This is a genomic window from Arthrobacter sp. IK3, from assembly GCF_051337705.1.
In the GTDB taxonomy this organism is placed as follows: Bacteria; Actinomycetota; Actinomycetes; order Actinomycetales; family Micrococcaceae; genus Arthrobacter_B; species Arthrobacter_B koreensis.
In genome coordinates, this window is sequence record NZ_JBPPSW010000003.1 from 56,763 (window position 1) to 70,866 (window position 14,104).

The window sequence follows — 14,104 nt, forward strand, 5'->3', positions numbered from 1 at the left end:
GGCTGAACCAGTACAGCGGAAGGTACGCAAGACAATGGGTCTGACCCCCAACCAGAAGCGGAACCGCAGGCTGGCCGCCGCCGGAGCAGCCCTCGCAGCGATCGTGGCTGCGGGGGCCCTGGGGCTGGGCTCCTACCTGAAGAGCGAAGGGGCCGGATCCGAAGCCTCATCCATCCCGGAGCTCGTCCCGGCTGACGCCGACACCCTGGTCATCGCCCCGTTCTCCGCAATGTGGTGGGACAAGGTTGCCCCCATGGATGAGCCGAACAAGATGCTGCCCGAGCTGAAGCCCGCCGAAGCAGACCTGGCCATCGAGTACATCGGATACTCCCGTTCCCTCGATACCGAAGACCACGGCACTCCGTTCACCCTGCCGCTGAGGCTCTTCTATGTGGAGACCCCGTCCGAGCAGGACGCAGAGAAGGTCGCCGACTGGCTGGGCACCCAGACCGCTGCGGAGAACCGCACCCTGGCCATCGAAGGCGACATCGTCGTCGTGGGCAGCTCAACCACCACGTACAAGGCACCGGCAGAGTCAGTCATGTCGCTGGAAGCCTACGATCCGCCCAGGAGCACCGGTGAAGCCGCCATGTGGATGAACACCGGCCGCGAAGCAGTGTCCCTGACCGGCGACGGCAACAACGGGAACGCTGCAGCTTACGCCTCCCTGCTCTCCTCCGGATTCGGCTTCGAGACCGGCACCAAATGGAGCGGCACCAGCACTGACGGCAAGGCCTGGGCCGGCAAGTTCGCTGAAGGCGGCGTGAACCCCGAGGCGATTGACTTCGAAAAGGCGGTTCAGTCTCTGGCGGCCACCGAGGAAGTTCTTGCAGCGGTGGACGGCCCAACCGGCACCGCCGAGGTCATCAAGCCCGGAGTCAGTGCGATCCTGGAGAGCGCCAGCTTCATCGCCGGCGGCAAGCACATGGGTGCACTCAACGACCCTGCCGGAAGCACTGACCTGAAGGATCCGCTCGTTACGGTCACCAGCGACGTCACCGCCTGGAACGCAGCGATCAGCGGTGTGCACATGGCAAATGAGAACCTCGCAGAGCGCACGCTGACCGCCACGGCGGACGAAATGGTGATCTCCTACTCGTACGCCCGCTAACCACCCGGTATATCAGTACATGACAGAAACCTTTCTCTCATGTACTGTCTCGGCTATGAAGACGATACTGAAGCGCACGCTGGCCGCAGCCGGCTCCCTGGCCGTAATCAGCGGCGGGCTCTTCCTGGGCGCCGCACCGGCCCAGGCTCTGAGCTGCCCTCCGGGCCAGGTAGCCGTCGATCTCGGTGCCATGGGCATGGCCTGCCAGGCCGGACCCGGCGGAGGAAACGGAGGATCAGGCGGAGGAGACTACGGTGGAGGAGGCGGATCCGGCCCCGGCACCGTGACCGGACCTCCGTCCTCGGGTGGCGGCGGCTATGGCCCGACCCCGGGTTACCAGCCTCCGGCTCAGAACTACAACCCGCCTCCGGCCTACAACCCTCCTCCTGCCCAGACGTACAACCCGCCTGCGCAGAGCTACAACCCGCCTGCGGCTTACAACCCCGGCGGCGGATACGTAGCCCCGGCACCGGCTGCGGGTGCCTACACTCCCGGCTACCAGGGTGGGGTGGCTGCTCCAGCCCAGGGAGGCGTGGCAGCTGAGCCTGCCGCCCCGGCTGAAGCTCCGGCGCAGGACGAAGCCGCAGAGAAGGCAGCGGCTGAGAAGAAGGCTGCCGAGGAAAAGGCTGCGGCTGAGAAGAAGGCTGCAGACCAGAAAGCCGCCACCGTGGCTTCCGTGAAGGAAAGCACTGAGAAGGCTGCCGCGTACCAGCGCATCATGGCTGCAGCTGACAAGGCTGCCGAAGGCCGTTAGAAGGCATTGCGAAAAGCCCCGCCGGGCTGAGATCCGGCGGGGCTTTCTCGTCTCCCGAGTGGGCAGTATGCATTGTGGTCAAAATCGCTAAACTGATATGGTATACGTCCCTCAGACTACGGAGTCAGATGACCACCGAAACCCCATCACCGCTTCATGCCTTCCGGGTCAGCCGGGACGCCTTCCTGCACGCAGCGGTCACCGGAGCAGCCGGACTCGAAGAGGCAGTCCTCGAGTTCGAACGAGACCACATCCGCCGTACGACTGAGGCTGAAGGCATTGCCGCAGCTCTGCGGGAAGAGAACCGGCGCCTGACAGCGGAGCTGGGCGAGAAGGAAAACCTGCTCAACGATGCGCAGGCACCGGCCGACGCCGCGGACCCCGCCGAGCTGGTCGAAGCCCGCAAAACGATCGAAAAGCTCCGCCGGGATCTCGCTGACCGCGACCGTGAGGCGGAAGCAGCAGAAGAGGACGGGGACGACGTCGAAGCCCTCCGGGCGGACCTGGCCGAGGCCCGGCGCACCATCTCCAGCCAGCAGGAGACCCTGGACGGGGAAGCCCGCCTGCGTGAGAGGCTTGAAGAAGAGGCCCGCGGCCGCCGGCGCTCCTACGACGAATCCCTCAGCAAGGCCGCAGAGGAGAAGGACTCCCTCGCCGAGCGCGCCCGTAAAGCCGAGGCAGCGCTGCACGAACAGGCAGACAGCATCCGCGCTGCAGCACGCAGCGAGGCACTGGGCCTCATCCGGGCCGTAGCCCAGGACAGCCCCGACACCCCGCTTGAGGAAGCCCTGGACATGGTGGCCATCGCCATGAACGGCACCTCGGACAGCCCTGGCACCCCGGCAGATGACATCGCAGGCACGGTGACCGCGGCCATGAACGTCATGCCGGACGAAGTCCTCATAGGGGCGACGGCCCCGGCCGCGGAATCAGAGCATCCCGACCCGGCTCCCGATGCAGAGACGCAGCACCCCACTGCAGCGGCGCCGGAGGAACCTGAAGCCGACTTCTTCGCCACCCTCGCACCGCCGGTAGTCCCCGCGCAGGAGGAAGAAGTCATCTTCGGTGCAGTTCCCGATGACGACGCGGGGGAAGCTGACGATGGAGAAGACGGGCTCGAACCCCAGGTGATGTTCGACATCGACACCGCGCTCGACAAGACACCGGAGGCGGAGCCGGTACCGGCAGCGCCCAAGCCCGGTTTTGGACTGTTCCGCAAGTCCGCCTAGATACGACGAAGCCCCCGCAGGAGAGATCCCGCGGGGGCTTTTTCGTGCCCTCGCTGCTAGGGCCGGGCAGTCATATTGGAGAGCTTCCTGGTCTGCGCGGCAGCCAGGGCGGCACCCTTGAGCGGACGCCCGTTCTCATCCAGGCCGGAATCGCCCATCAGCTCCGCCATCGGGTCCTTCATGGCAGCGCGGCGCTGGGCGGTCGCATCTGCGTCATCGGCCTCGAACGCGTCCTCCAGCTGAGCCATCTGCCGGCGCGTAGGTTCAGGCTGATCGGTCTTCGGTACGCCGAGCTTCTCCAGCCAGGCCCGGTACTGGGTGACCTCGGCGTAGTAGGACTTGAACACCGAGGGCTCATCGCCTTCGGGCTCGGAGGAACCGACACCGCGCGACGCCGCACCATCTGTCCGGACGTTCTCGGGAACCAGCGGTACACGGTCCGGATCGGAGAAGACCAGGCTCCGGTTGCCGGGGGTCGGTTTCGCACCCATCAGGAGCTTGTGGTGCAGGTTGGTGCGCAGCGCCGGCTCGATACCAGTGTTGGCGGAGGCAACCTGTGTGGCCAGCATGAGGAAGACGCCGGTAAAGCGCAGTTCGGCCGCCACACGCTTGATGCCGTTCTTCAGGATCTCCTTGTACAGGTTGGTCCGCTGAGCTTCTTCAGCCATGTCCTTGAGCAGCTGCGGGGCGTCCTTGCCTGCCTTGGGGACGGCTTCGAGGGCGAAGAGACCGGTGAGCTCATCGACGATGACGATCAGGGGCTTCAGGCCCTTGTTCCTGGGCAGCAGCTTCCAGTCGTTCACCCCGTGGGACTTGATGTAGGCGGAGCGGCGTTCGCCTTCCTCCATGATGAGCCGGATGGCGACCGCGGACTGGGCGGGGGAGGCGCATCCCCACCCGCCTGGGCGGACGTACTCCTTGCACCACTCGAAGTCGGCGCTCTTGGTGGGAAGGTCAATAATGGCCAGTTCGGCGCCCTTGGCAAGCCAGGTGGCCAGGTAGCAGTTCAGCAGCACGGTCTTACCGCCGCCGGAGATACCGCCAAGCTGCGCGTGGGCACCGGCGTTCATGTCCAGGTAGAAGGTGTCGCCGACCGTCTCGCCGGCGGCGGGCAGCTTCATGCCCAGGGGGATCCGGTAGGTGCTCTTATCGGTGTGATCGAAGCGGACCACAGAGTCCATGGGCGTCGGGATCGCAGCCGGGAAGGTCGGGGGAGAGGAGGGGATGATCGAGGCAGTGAGCTTCCTGGCGTCGACCTTCACGTACCAGCCCTCGTTGCCGACGACAGTGGTGGCGACTTCCTCCAGCTTGGACTCGTGCTTGGACGGCACGTACTGGCGCGGAAGCTCAAGGTCGAACCCACCGTCACGGCGGGGCTTGACCTGCACTTCCCAGGGCTTCACGCCCAGGGCCACAGAGACGGCACCGCGGCACCTGGCGACGTCGGGGGAGAGCTTGGTCAGCACAGCCGTTCCCAGGAAGGGTTCGAACCGGGTCATCTCCCAGCCCTCACCGTGCTGGTCCGCCAGCTTGATGGCCATCTTCTCGCCGTCGCTGGGCTTGGTTCCGCGGGTGAGGCGGACAGTCTTGGACTTGGAGTTCTCGGACTGGCTGACCGAGGTGATGCTGACCTGGCGGGTGGCGACGGCTACCAGGCCCTTTGTGCCGTCCGCGCGGGTCACGGATTCAATCGAGTCGATCTCGAAGCCGTCCCCGTGCGCCTCGGCGATCTTCTTTTCGACCTGCTTCGTGTGCTTCTCGGGCTTGAAGCCGGCCGGGAGGTTGACCCGGATCCGTTCGGTACTGGATGCCACTGGCATGTCCTTCGGTAGGCAAATATCTCTGCCTGAGGACATGCGTAGACGGGACACCTGCCGCAAGCGGTTAACTAAGCCCCGTGCGCACCATCGGATCCCTGTCCGAGCTTAAGTCCCTCGCGGCGGGCTCCGTCATCAGCTCACCGTGGCAGCCCTCCAGCATCTACCAGCACGACGGAAACGGAATCTGGTCAGAGCCGGGGACCGAGGAGACGCTCCCGGCTGAAGCTGTGTGGGAGCTGATGACCGGCAGCGACAGCGGGATCGTCCTGGATGAAGACCGCAGCGTCCGGGTCCTCTATGACGCAGGAAAAGCTGTTCCGAAGCCCGGCCCCGCGAACCCGGAACACAGGTACCTGACCGTGGCCAACGCCGGCCGCAAAGAACGCTTCATCGCCCACCGCACCCTCTCCGAGGCCCGGTCAGCGATCGAAGAGCTCTGCGCGCTGCCCGGCGGCGCCCCGGCACACCTGGCAATCAGGTACCGCACCGAGGCAGCCACCGTATTCCGCGGAATCACGCCCATTCAGCCGGAAACAATCCCGGAGAACCTTCCCTGGAATCAGCCCGCCTGACGGATATGCACCCGCTAGTGCAGGCAAGCGGTGACTGATTCTTCCCTATCCGCACACATTGAAGACATGACAGCCATACAGAGCCCCTCGACCAATCCGCTCGACCTTTCCTCCCTTGGCACCGCCACACGCCTTCTCGGTCCCGATGAGCACAGCATCGAGGGAATCGGGAAGCTCTCCCTGCAGCTTCTTGACGGATGGCTGCGCGTAACGATGACCCATCCCAAGGACACGGATGTGTCCGAACTGCTGGGCTGGGACAACGGTGCCAGGGAGGTAGATGCAACCACCGAGGCGCTTGAAGTGCTCACGGAGCATCTGGGCATCCTCCCTGCGGAGTTCACCTCGGGCCCTGCCGACACTCTGGTCATTGCCGACGGCCGGCTGACCTTCACACACCACGAACACCTCGGCGCAGACACCGCAGTGGACTTTGAAGACCTCAAGGCCTGGGCCGGAGACTTCGCAGCCATCACAGACCCCCGTGTACGCCATGACCTGGCAGTAGAGATTGTGGAACTCTATGAGTCGATCTAAGGGCCGCAAGGGGACCATGAACCCGCGTATCGCCGAGCTCTACGGCCTCACCCCGGACAGCGATCTGAGACCTCACCTGCGGCAGGTGGCCCACCGTGCCCGGGCCTACCAGCTGGAGAACAACGGGGCCGAGAACCCTGCACACGCCAGGCGCCGTGCCAAGAACGCCATCGCCTATTACAGGAACCAGATCAGGTACCTGCACAAGAGGCAGGACGGACCCGCAGCACTGCCCCCGGAAGAGCTTGAGGCACGCATCAGCGCCCTCGAATCCGGAATCCAGGCCAAGCAGGAGGAGATCCGCCTGTCCCGTCCGGCTGCACGGCTGATCGCTCCCGTGGCCCGGCGTGTCGCCCGCGAGGACCGCCGGAGGCGCAAAGCTGCGAAGAACCGGTGACACCCCTTCGGGTGAATGTGGGCGGCACTGTCTAAGCTGTCCGCATGAGGGTAGCCAGGACAGACATCATTGCCGGGCTGCCTGCTGACCTGGCCCGGTCCGTTGTCCGGCAGTTCAGAGGCCGTGAGGTTGCTGCTGCCGCCGCGGAGGGGCTTCTCGATGGGACCGGCATTGCCGCTGAGCGTGCTCTCGCGGACCTGGAAGCCGCCGGCTACCTGGAGAAGACAGACACGGACCAGGACGGATACGACTGGTGGACCACCACCATCCTCGGCAATGCCCTGGCGATGGCCAGCTTCGGCAGGCCAATCAGCCGGCGGACAGCAGACCGCCTCGTTTCCGGCCTGATCGAACGGGCGCACAGCTACAACGCCGATCCCGGCAGGCTCCTGTTCATCCACCGCCTGCGCCTGTTTGGCAGCTACCTTGACCAGTCAGTCGATCCGATCGGCGACGTCGACGTGGAACTCGTGTACGGGCGCAGGAACAACGATCCGCGCGCGGCAGCCGACTACGCTGCGGCCAGCGGGAGGACCTTCAGCACCTACCTGGAGAAACTGACCTGGCCTGTCACCGAGCTAGTCCAGCACCTAAAGAACCGCTCTGCGTTCATCAATATCACGATGGAGGACGTCTCCCTGATCTCGGATCGGGTCGAGACTGTCTACCTGATTAGCGAGGATGCTTCGGCTCTGCCGCCGCCGGACCGCGCCCGCAGCACGAGCCGCGACTGAACATCCCGGGCCCCAGGAAGGACGAATCCGTGCCGATGCGCATGACTCATGAGACGGCAGCATCCCGCCTTCTCGAACTTGGCTACCGGGCTCTGGAGGAGTACCCCGGCGGAGACGGTCAATGGCCTGCAGAGCACCTGGAATGTGGCCGGGAAGTCACGCTGACCTGGAACCGGGCCCGCCTGCGGGACCTGCCGGGATGCCCTTGCCGAAAGGCAGAGATCGCAGCCAAACGCGCCGCCGCAGGTGAACGGCGAAGGGCAGCCAATGAGCAGAAGGCCGTCCAGCGCATGAGGGCAGCTGGCTGGGAGCCGCTGGAGCCCTACCCGGGGTCGCACAGCCGATGGCGCTGCAGGTGCCTTGAATGCGGAGATGAAAGCATGGCGCTGCTGCACGGGGTGGAAATGACGAAGGGGTGCAGGACATGCTCCGGCCGGCACCTAATTACGGAAGACAGCGCGCGGCAGATCCTCCTTGACGCCGGATGGCGGCCCCTCACCCCGTTCCCCGGAGCCAGGGCTCACTGGCCCAGCACCTGCCTGAACTGCGGGGCGCCCGGGACTCCGGTGTACGAGACCGTACATGCACTGAAGAGCGGATGCAGAATGTGTGCCGCACGGCGAAACGGGCTGGTGCGCCGGCAGCGTTTCGAACCCACTGCCGTCAAGGTCATGCAAGGTATGCAGCTGGAACCGCTTGAGCCCTATCCCGGCGCCAGCAAGCAGTGGCTGTGCCGGTGCCTGAGATGCGGGACCCTGACGCGGCCGACTTACGGCAACGTGTCCAGTGGAGGCCGCGGGTGCCAGACCTGCCGGCGCATCGCACAGGGGGCCACGAAGAAGTCGGGGTACGCGGCCGCAGCCGAGACCAGGGTGCGGGCAGCCGGCTACAGTCCGCTGACCCCCTACCCTGGAACAGGCGGCCCGTGGAGGTGCCTGTGCCGCTGCGGACGCGAAACCTCCGTCTGGGTCACAGTCCTGGGCCCGGGCAGCCGCGGATGCCGCTGGTGCGCAGACTACGGGTTCAAGCTGGGCGTACCGGGCGTGACGTACCTTCTGGTCAACGAAGGGCTCGGTTCAGTGAAAGTCGGCGTGACGGCATCCGGGTCTTCCCGGCTCAAAGTGTTTCGGCGCCATGGCTGGCAAGCAGTTCACGTCGAGACGTTCGATTCAGGGTTGGAGGCAATGTCAGTGGAGAGGGAAATTCTCGACTGGTGGCGTAAGGACCTGAACCTGCCGGTCTACGTGTCGCCGGAGGACATGCCGATCGGCGGCTCCAGGGAGACTGCTGAGCTCGAGTCGATGCCCATAGCCGTCGCTGTCGAGCGTCTGAAGGAGGCGGCATCGCGGATGAGGGACATCCCCACCGAAGGCCGTGCCGTACTGGAAGTGACCGGCAGTTCCGCTCACCTATAGTGGGACCAAACTCGGACCTTGAGGGGAAAACATGGACGCCAGCACCAGCACAGAGTTCCACGACAGGCTAAGGGGATGGGCCCGCGGGTCTCATTCCGATGAGGCAGGTGTCGAACTCCTGATCCGCGCCTACGGCGGCCGGTTCGCAAGGCACACGCAGCCGTGGATGCGCACCTCGGATGACGGCACCTACGTGGACGTCGACTGGTCCGCCATTCCTGACTACATCGGCGGGCTTTCCAGCGGCGAACGAAGGTACCTTCTGCTGGCCGCGTCCATCGCCGGTGGCACCGAGGTGAACATCGAATCAACGTTCCCGCGCCTGGACTCCCAGGACCAGGACCTGGTGATCGCAGCACTGCAGCATGCAGCCGGACGAATTGCCGCTAAGGACTACCCGCACCGGTAGAACGCACAGGCCTGGCAAACACCCACTTTCGGAGGCCAGGATCGCACGCCGATAACGGACGTTACGTCAACCTGGCGGTCTGCGCATCTCATCGGATGAGTCAGACCGCCCCGTAAATACCCTAGAAGACCTTGCGCCCTCCGGCGTGACGCAGCGCATCCAGGAGCAGGTCCTGCAGGGCATAGTCGAGCATCGAAACATCGGACAGGTCTGCAGTCGATCCAGCTTCTGACTAGGGGAAGCATTCTGCGACACTCCCCCGTCGCCATCACGATTGCTGTAATGTCTGCGCAATGAACAAATGGGGGCTCCAACACAGTAAAGCTGCAGCGTCAGCACCGCGGCGACGACATAAGGCAGTGGCGACGCTCGCCGCTACCGCCGTTCTCGGCGCCTCGTTGCTGTTCTCAGCCGCTCCTGCCAGCGCACGCATGGTGTGCTCGGACGGCGTCCCCGGACTTCCCCCGGTCTGCAACTGGGTCGAAGACAACACTGGCCCCGGTACGGGTGACTCCGGAAAAGACTACGGCGGCTCAGGCCCGGCACAGCCTGCACCTGCCCCCATGCCGCCGGCACCTGCACCTCAGCCTCCTGCCCAGGGCCCGGTCTACAATCCGCCGACCCAGTCTTACACTCCTCCGGCCAATAGCGGCGGCGGCTACCAGGCTCCGGCGAACAACGGTGGCTACACGGCTCCGTCCTACACCGCACCGTCCCAGGGTTACGCTGCGCCTTCCGGCCAGGGCTACGTTCCGGGCAACACCGGGTATGCCGTTCCTGTTGACGGCGGATCTGCTGCTCCAGCTGCAGGTGAAGCGGCGCCTGCAGCGGACGGCACGGCCTCTGAGGACGAGGCAGCCAAGAAGAAGGCATCTGAGGCTGAAGCGGCCGAGAAGAAAGCTGCGACGGAGAAAGCCGTTAGGGATGCTGCGTCCCAGGCTGTGACCCATTATCAGCTGCGGTCTGTCGCGTCCCAGGCAGCCAGCTCAAGGTAGTCGCGGCGTTAGGATTCAGACATGCCTGCTTCTGAGTTCGCGTCCGCCGTCGCAGCTACCCTGCGTGCTGAACGGTCGGCACGGCGGTGGACGTACCGTGAACTTGCTGATGCAGCCGGGATGACCGAGCAGAGCGTGATGCGCTATCTGACCGGTAAGCGGGATCTGCACATGACTGACCTGGGATCACTGGCGGATGCCCTCGGGATCTCCCCCGTCCGGATCGTCCAGCAGGCCATGGACCGCAGGACTCCTCAGTCCGCCGCGACTGGCCCCGAACGGTAGCCGGACAGCCGCAGGATTTCACCGGCTACGCCCTCGGCCAGCATGCGTGCCTCAAGGTAGGCCGGCAGCGCCGCATTGGCTCCCCCGGTATCTCCCGCGGCCAACCGGTCTGCAACCTGCATGGCCAGCGTGCCGGTGTGCGTCATCTTTGCGGCGTACCACCGGGACATCTCACGGATCTCATCCCTGCCCGTCATGCCACTGAGGATAGCGCCGGATCCTACTCCCCTGCCGAGCCCGGAACAGTGACTGTGGATAAGTTTCGCCCGGCGCCTGATTGGATGCAGTTCTGAGCGCCTTGAGGTCAGCTGCACTGAGGTGCCGGCACAACCTCGTGGTCCAGGGACTCCAGACCTTCCGGAAGCTCGTCCGGGAGCTGGGGGACGTCCTGCTTTTCCGGGTTCATGGACAGCCTCGGTGCGCCGGCCGCTGCGAGGTCCCTGTCGAGCGCGGTGATCCCTTCGACGGTCCATTCCCGTGCCACGCAAAGAGTACCGTCTCCGAATGGGAACCGAACTGGGTACTACCTGGCCGTTGACAAAGCCCCATCCAAACGAAAGGGCTCGGTCCGGTCAAAGGTGGTGCATGGGCAGAACTGCCCATGGTGTCGAGAGTTCGGCGTCCTGCCGCACACATAGAAGGAATCGGCCGCGCTGACACGGGTGGCCGGTTGCCGTTGGATTCCGCTGGCACTGCGTAAAGTTGCTGGGTCGGCGGAGTCTACGGCTATCCGCCCTGATCAGAGAGGCTTTCCGCCGCCCATGAAACACCGAACCGCCACTCCTCGGCCACGCCGGCTGCTCGGCAGGTCCAGGGCAGCTGCAGCACTGCTGCTCACCGCCGCCCTCATTGCCGGGACCGGCGCCCTGCCGGCCAGCGCTCAGGAAACCGCCAGCGACCCCTCGGGCACCTCCACAGCAGCCATGTCTGCACAGGAGCAGGACGTCCTGGAAGTATTCAACGGGATCAACGAATTCCGTGCGGGCAAGGGGCTGCCTCCGCTGCGTCTGGGAATGGAGGCTTCGGCAGTGGCCCAGGAGTGGAGCGAGGAGATGTCCCGTTCCGGCTTCGAGCATTCGGTAACGTACTCGAGCGATCCCCGTATCGCCGGCTACCGGTCCGCCGGTGAGAACATCGCGTATGCATTCGGGTACCAAAGCGGCCAGGTCCTGGTCGACTCCTGGATAGGATCACCCGCGCATAACGAAGGCATGAGCAATCCGGGTGACAACGTCATCGGCGTGGGACTCTACCGGGACGCGGCCGGGACCCTGTGGGGAACCACGACTTTCTACACTTACGACCCCATCCCTGCACGGACGTACACGAACGCAGCCGCGTATTTCGCTGCCATGGCCGTGCCTGCAGTGCCTGGACCAAAACCGGTCATCACCGGAACTCCCGCCTGGGGCGAGACGCTCCGGGGCACGGAGGGTGCATGGCCTGCCGGAACATCCCTGAGTTACCAGTGGTGGATTGGGAGCAGCCGTATTGACGGGGCGACCGGACTGAGTGTGAAGGTCCCCGCGGAGGCAGCAGGGCGGAAGATCTACCTGATGGTCACTGCCCGGAAGGCCGGGTACCGGGACACGATCCTGGTTTCTGATCCCACCGCGCGAATCCCCAACCCCGGAACTGTCATCAATACCAGGCCTCCGCAGATCACGGGAACCCTGGAATGGGGCAAGACCCTCACTGTTGATCCGGGCGTCTGGGAAGAGGGCACCAAGCTTTCCTACGCCTGGGAGACCGGCGAAATCGGGCCCACGCGAGTGATCGAAAAGTACGACACCTACCTCAGCGTTGAGGTTACCGGGACGAAGCCCGGCAAGTTCCCGCTGTCACTGCGTGCCGACATCGTCATCCCCGCCCCGAAACTGGTTTACACCGAGAAGCCCTTCATTACCGGCGACCCGATCGTAGGACGCACACTGGTCGCCAAGCCCGGCACTTGGAACGTCAAGCCGTCCGTCCGCTACACCTGGCTGCGCAACGGTAAGGAAATCCCGGGAACCGAGGGCTACACCATGTACACTCCGACCGAGTCCGATCTTGGATCCGCCATCAGCGTCAGGGTCTCCGCCTCGGCAGACGGCTACCAGACCGCCACTGTCACGTCCGCTGCAACCGCGAAAATCCAGCCGATGCCGGCGGTCAGGAACCTGACCAAACCGGCCATTACTGGGACCGCGGTCGAAGGCTACTCGCTGACCTCTACCCCCGGTACTTGGGAAGGTGACGTGCACCTGGATTACCAGTGGCTGCGGGAAGGCAAACCCATCTCCGGAGAGCGTGCGAACTTCATCAACCTCACCCGGGCCGATGTCGGCAAGAAGATCTCGCTTCAGGTCATCGGCATGCGCCAGGGATTTGTCACGACGACAGTCACCACGGCTTCTGTGACGGTTGCAGCCGAGACAGTTCCCGTTCCGACACCGACCCCTGCTCCGGACCCGACGAAGCCGCCGGCGCCGAAGCCAACGCCTTCCCCGGGCAAGAGCTTCAGGGACGTACCCGCCGGCATGCAGTTCGCCACGGAGATCAACTGGATGAATTCCAAGGGCATCTCCACCGGCTGGAGCGACAACACCTACCGTCCGCTGCAGCCTGTGGCCCGTGATGCTATGTCGGCGTTCATGTACCGTCTGGCGGGTTCCCCGGCCTACACGGCGCCGACGAAGTCCCCGTTCAAGGACATTGTGCTTGGCCAGCAGTTCTACAAGGAGATGTCCTGGCTCTCTGTCACGAAGGTCTCCACCGGATGGGACGACCGCACATACCGGCCCCTGGCGTCAGTGAACCGCGACGCCATGGCTGCCTTCATGTACCGTCTGGCAGGATCTCCGGCCTACACACCGCCGAAGAAGTCCCCGTTCACCGACGTCCCGGTCAGCAGCCAGTTCTACAAGGAGATCTCCTGGCTCGCTGCACAGGGCATCTCCACCGGCTGGCAGCAGCCCAACGGCACCAGGGTCTATAAGCCGCTGGAGCCTGTGAAGCGCGACGCTATGGCTGCGTTCATGTACCGCCTCGATCAGAAGGGCTTCAAGCTCTCCGGGTCGAAGTAGTACCCCCGCACAGCATCAGGCCCCGTCATGGATACTTGGCGGTGCCTGATGCGTACCGGTCGCGTCGGCAGAATGATCCCGGTTTCAGAGGTCCTCCCCGAGCATCCCCACGAACCGGGTCTGGCGCTTCTCGACCGGCACTTTGTCTCCCGGCAGGTCAGCCGCTTCGTACAGGGACTTCACAACGTGGCGGCCGCGGCGTGCCAAGCCCAGGAGGAACTTGCTGCCAAGCTGGACCTCGGGGTCAGCGAGAATGACGAGAACGGTCAGCTCTCCCCTGTCGTTGAACACGGAGTTGATCTTGCCGACCGTTTTCCGCCGGCGGTCCACAACGTCGAGCTTGCCGGGGGCTGTGATCTGGTCGGTAAGCTTCGTCCGCGCTTCTCCTTTGAGGGTCAGCTGTTTCCCGCGGCGGTCAGACTCGAAGACCGGGACCCAGGTCAGTGGCTGTCTTCGCTTCTGATCGGGCGAGGAGCCCGGGGCTTTCCGGTTTCCCGTTCGATGGGTGGTTTGGAGGATCTTGACGCGGAACCTGCCGTCCACCGGAATGTACTCGACGCAGGGCTGCCTGGCCCCCGCTTTGCAGTCGGGGCAGGTGTCCTTGTTGTACTCGGGAATCTTCGGCCTGGGGCGTCTGCCGGCGGAGACCATGCTCGTGCCGGTCCTGCCTCGTTTGCCAGCCATGTCAACTCCATCTGTATAGAGGGGCACTTAGGATTGTCTGGCACGACGATACAGTTGTGCACCACGCCCCTTCGCCGCACACAGAGAGGTTATG

16 protein-coding genes are annotated in these 14,104 nt (G+C 64.6%); 12 read left to right on the forward strand and 4 right to left on the reverse strand.

The annotated features are described in order from the left end of the window. Window positions 1-34 precede the first annotated feature (34 nt). The 3 genes from ACSLGO_RS04595 (at window position 35) to ACSLGO_RS04605 (ending at window position 3,094) form a co-directional block, all read left to right on the forward strand. Window positions 35-1,111 (forward strand): hypothetical protein, encoded by a 1,077-nt coding sequence (locus ACSLGO_RS04595; protein ID WP_436400147.1) that lies wholly within the window; start codon window positions 35-37, stop codon window positions 1,109-1,111. Between the two features lie 55 nt (window positions 1,112-1,166). Further along, window positions 1,167-1,865, forward strand: coding sequence for a hypothetical protein (locus tag ACSLGO_RS04600; RefSeq protein WP_436400149.1), 699 nt, complete (start codon window positions 1,167-1,169; stop codon window positions 1,863-1,865). A gap of 128 nt (window positions 1,866-1,993) precedes the next feature. Then, window positions 1,994-3,094, forward strand: coding sequence for a hypothetical protein (locus ACSLGO_RS04605; RefSeq protein WP_436400151.1), 1,101 nt, complete (start codon window positions 1,994-1,996; stop codon window positions 3,092-3,094). A 56-nt stretch (window positions 3,095-3,150) separates the two neighbouring features. Here ACSLGO_RS04605 and ACSLGO_RS04610 read toward each other — a convergent pair whose 3' ends face one another. Then, complete coding sequence (locus tag ACSLGO_RS04610) at window positions 3,151-4,908, reverse strand: FtsK/SpoIIIE domain-containing protein (protein ID WP_436400152.1); 1,758 nt, start codon at window positions 4,906-4,908, stop codon at window positions 3,151-3,153. 83 nt (window positions 4,909-4,991) lie between these two features. On the opposite strand from ACSLGO_RS04610, the gene ACSLGO_RS04615 reads away from it, so the two are divergent. The 8 genes from ACSLGO_RS04615 to ACSLGO_RS04650 all read left to right on the forward strand — a co-directional run bounded on the left by ACSLGO_RS04615 (window position 4,992) and on the right by ACSLGO_RS04650 (window position 10,258). After that, complete coding sequence (locus ACSLGO_RS04615; RefSeq protein ID WP_436400154.1) at window positions 4,992-5,486, forward strand: hypothetical protein; 495 nt, start codon at window positions 4,992-4,994, stop codon at window positions 5,484-5,486. A 66-nt stretch (window positions 5,487-5,552) separates the two neighbouring features. Continuing rightward, window positions 5,553-6,023, forward strand: coding sequence for a hypothetical protein (locus tag ACSLGO_RS04620; protein ID WP_436400156.1), 471 nt, complete (start codon window positions 5,553-5,555; stop codon window positions 6,021-6,023). After that, complete coding sequence (locus tag ACSLGO_RS04625) at window positions 6,010-6,420, forward strand: hypothetical protein (RefSeq protein ID WP_436400158.1); 411 nt, start codon at window positions 6,010-6,012, stop codon at window positions 6,418-6,420. Before ACSLGO_RS04620 ends, ACSLGO_RS04625 begins: the two co-directional genes overlap by 14 nt. Before the next feature lie 44 nt (window positions 6,421-6,464). Then, on the forward strand, window positions 6,465-7,154 hold the full coding sequence (locus ACSLGO_RS04630) for a hypothetical protein (RefSeq protein ID WP_436400159.1): 690 nt from the start codon (window positions 6,465-6,467) through the stop codon (window positions 7,152-7,154). Between the two features lie 1,043 nt (window positions 7,155-8,197). Then, a complete protein-coding gene (locus tag ACSLGO_RS04635) occupies window positions 8,198-8,569 on the forward strand; it encodes a hypothetical protein (protein ID WP_436400161.1) in 372 nt (123 codons plus the stop codon). A 31-nt stretch (window positions 8,570-8,600) separates the two neighbouring features. Beyond that, complete coding sequence (locus tag ACSLGO_RS04640; RefSeq protein ID WP_436400163.1) at window positions 8,601-8,978, forward strand: hypothetical protein; 378 nt, start codon at window positions 8,601-8,603, stop codon at window positions 8,976-8,978. A gap of 359 nt (window positions 8,979-9,337) precedes the next feature. Next, complete coding sequence (locus tag ACSLGO_RS04645; protein WP_436400165.1) at window positions 9,338-9,973, forward strand: hypothetical protein; 636 nt, start codon at window positions 9,338-9,340, stop codon at window positions 9,971-9,973. A gap of 21 nt (window positions 9,974-9,994) precedes the next feature. Next, on the forward strand, window positions 9,995-10,258 hold the full coding sequence (locus tag ACSLGO_RS04650; protein ID WP_436400167.1) for a helix-turn-helix domain-containing protein: 264 nt from the start codon (window positions 9,995-9,997) through the stop codon (window positions 10,256-10,258). Here ACSLGO_RS04650 and ACSLGO_RS04655 read toward each other — a convergent pair. Both ACSLGO_RS04655 and ACSLGO_RS04660 read right to left on the reverse strand, forming a co-directional pair. Then, window positions 10,228-10,455, reverse strand: coding sequence for a hypothetical protein (locus ACSLGO_RS04655; RefSeq protein ID WP_436400169.1), 228 nt, complete (start codon window positions 10,453-10,455; stop codon window positions 10,228-10,230). The genes ACSLGO_RS04650 and ACSLGO_RS04655 overlap by 31 nt on opposite strands. A 107-nt stretch (window positions 10,456-10,562) precedes the next feature. Further along, window positions 10,563-10,742, reverse strand: coding sequence for a hypothetical protein (locus ACSLGO_RS04660; RefSeq protein WP_436400171.1), 180 nt, complete (start codon window positions 10,740-10,742; stop codon window positions 10,563-10,565). Between the two features lie 277 nt (window positions 10,743-11,019). Here ACSLGO_RS04660 and ACSLGO_RS04665 point away from each other — a divergent pair, with 277 nt between their 5' ends. Next, complete coding sequence (locus ACSLGO_RS04665) at window positions 11,020-13,326, forward strand: S-layer homology domain-containing protein (protein ID WP_436400173.1); 2,307 nt, start codon at window positions 11,020-11,022, stop codon at window positions 13,324-13,326. Window positions 13,327-13,410: 84 nt separating this feature from the next. On the opposite strand, the gene ACSLGO_RS04670 is transcribed toward ACSLGO_RS04665, so the two are convergent. Beyond that, window positions 13,411-14,010: a hypothetical protein gene (locus ACSLGO_RS04670; protein WP_436400174.1), complete on the reverse strand. Its 600-nt coding sequence runs from the start codon at window positions 14,008-14,010 to the stop codon at window positions 13,411-13,413. Window positions 14,011-14,104 lie beyond the last annotated feature (94 nt).

What these genes read in the sequence shown, in the direction of transcription:
- ACSLGO_RS04595 (WP_436400147.1), top strand. Translation starts at nt 35, where the DNA reads ATGGGTCTGACCCCCAACCAGAAGCGGAACCGCAGGCTGGCCGCCGCC.
- ACSLGO_RS04600 (WP_436400149.1), top strand. Translation starts at nt 1,167, where the DNA reads ATGAAGACGATACTGAAGCGCACGCTGGCCGCAGCCGGCTCCCTGGCC.
- ACSLGO_RS04605 (WP_436400151.1), top strand. Translation starts at nt 1,994, where the DNA reads ATGACCACCGAAACCCCATCACCGCTTCATGCCTTCCGGGTCAGCCGG.
- ACSLGO_RS04620 (WP_436400156.1), top strand. Translation starts at nt 5,553, where the DNA reads ATGACAGCCATACAGAGCCCCTCGACCAATCCGCTCGACCTTTCCTCC.
- ACSLGO_RS04625 (WP_436400158.1), top strand. Translation starts at nt 6,010, where the DNA reads ATGAGTCGATCTAAGGGCCGCAAGGGGACCATGAACCCGCGTATCGCC.
- ACSLGO_RS04630 (WP_436400159.1), top strand. Translation starts at nt 6,465, where the DNA reads ATGAGGGTAGCCAGGACAGACATCATTGCCGGGCTGCCTGCTGACCTG.
- ACSLGO_RS04640 (WP_436400163.1), top strand. Translation starts at nt 8,601, where the DNA reads ATGGACGCCAGCACCAGCACAGAGTTCCACGACAGGCTAAGGGGATGG.
- ACSLGO_RS04650 (WP_436400167.1), top strand. Translation starts at nt 9,995, where the DNA reads ATGCCTGCTTCTGAGTTCGCGTCCGCCGTCGCAGCTACCCTGCGTGCT.
- ACSLGO_RS04655 (WP_436400169.1), bottom strand. Translation starts at nt 10,455, where the DNA reads ATGACGGGCAGGGATGAGATCCGTGAGATGTCCCGGTGGTACGCCGCA.
- ACSLGO_RS04665 (WP_436400173.1), top strand. Translation starts at nt 11,020, where the DNA reads ATGAAACACCGAACCGCCACTCCTCGGCCACGCCGGCTGCTCGGCAGG.
- ACSLGO_RS04670 (WP_436400174.1), bottom strand. Translation starts at nt 14,010, where the DNA reads ATGGCTGGCAAACGAGGCAGGACCGGCACGAGCATGGTCTCCGCCGGC.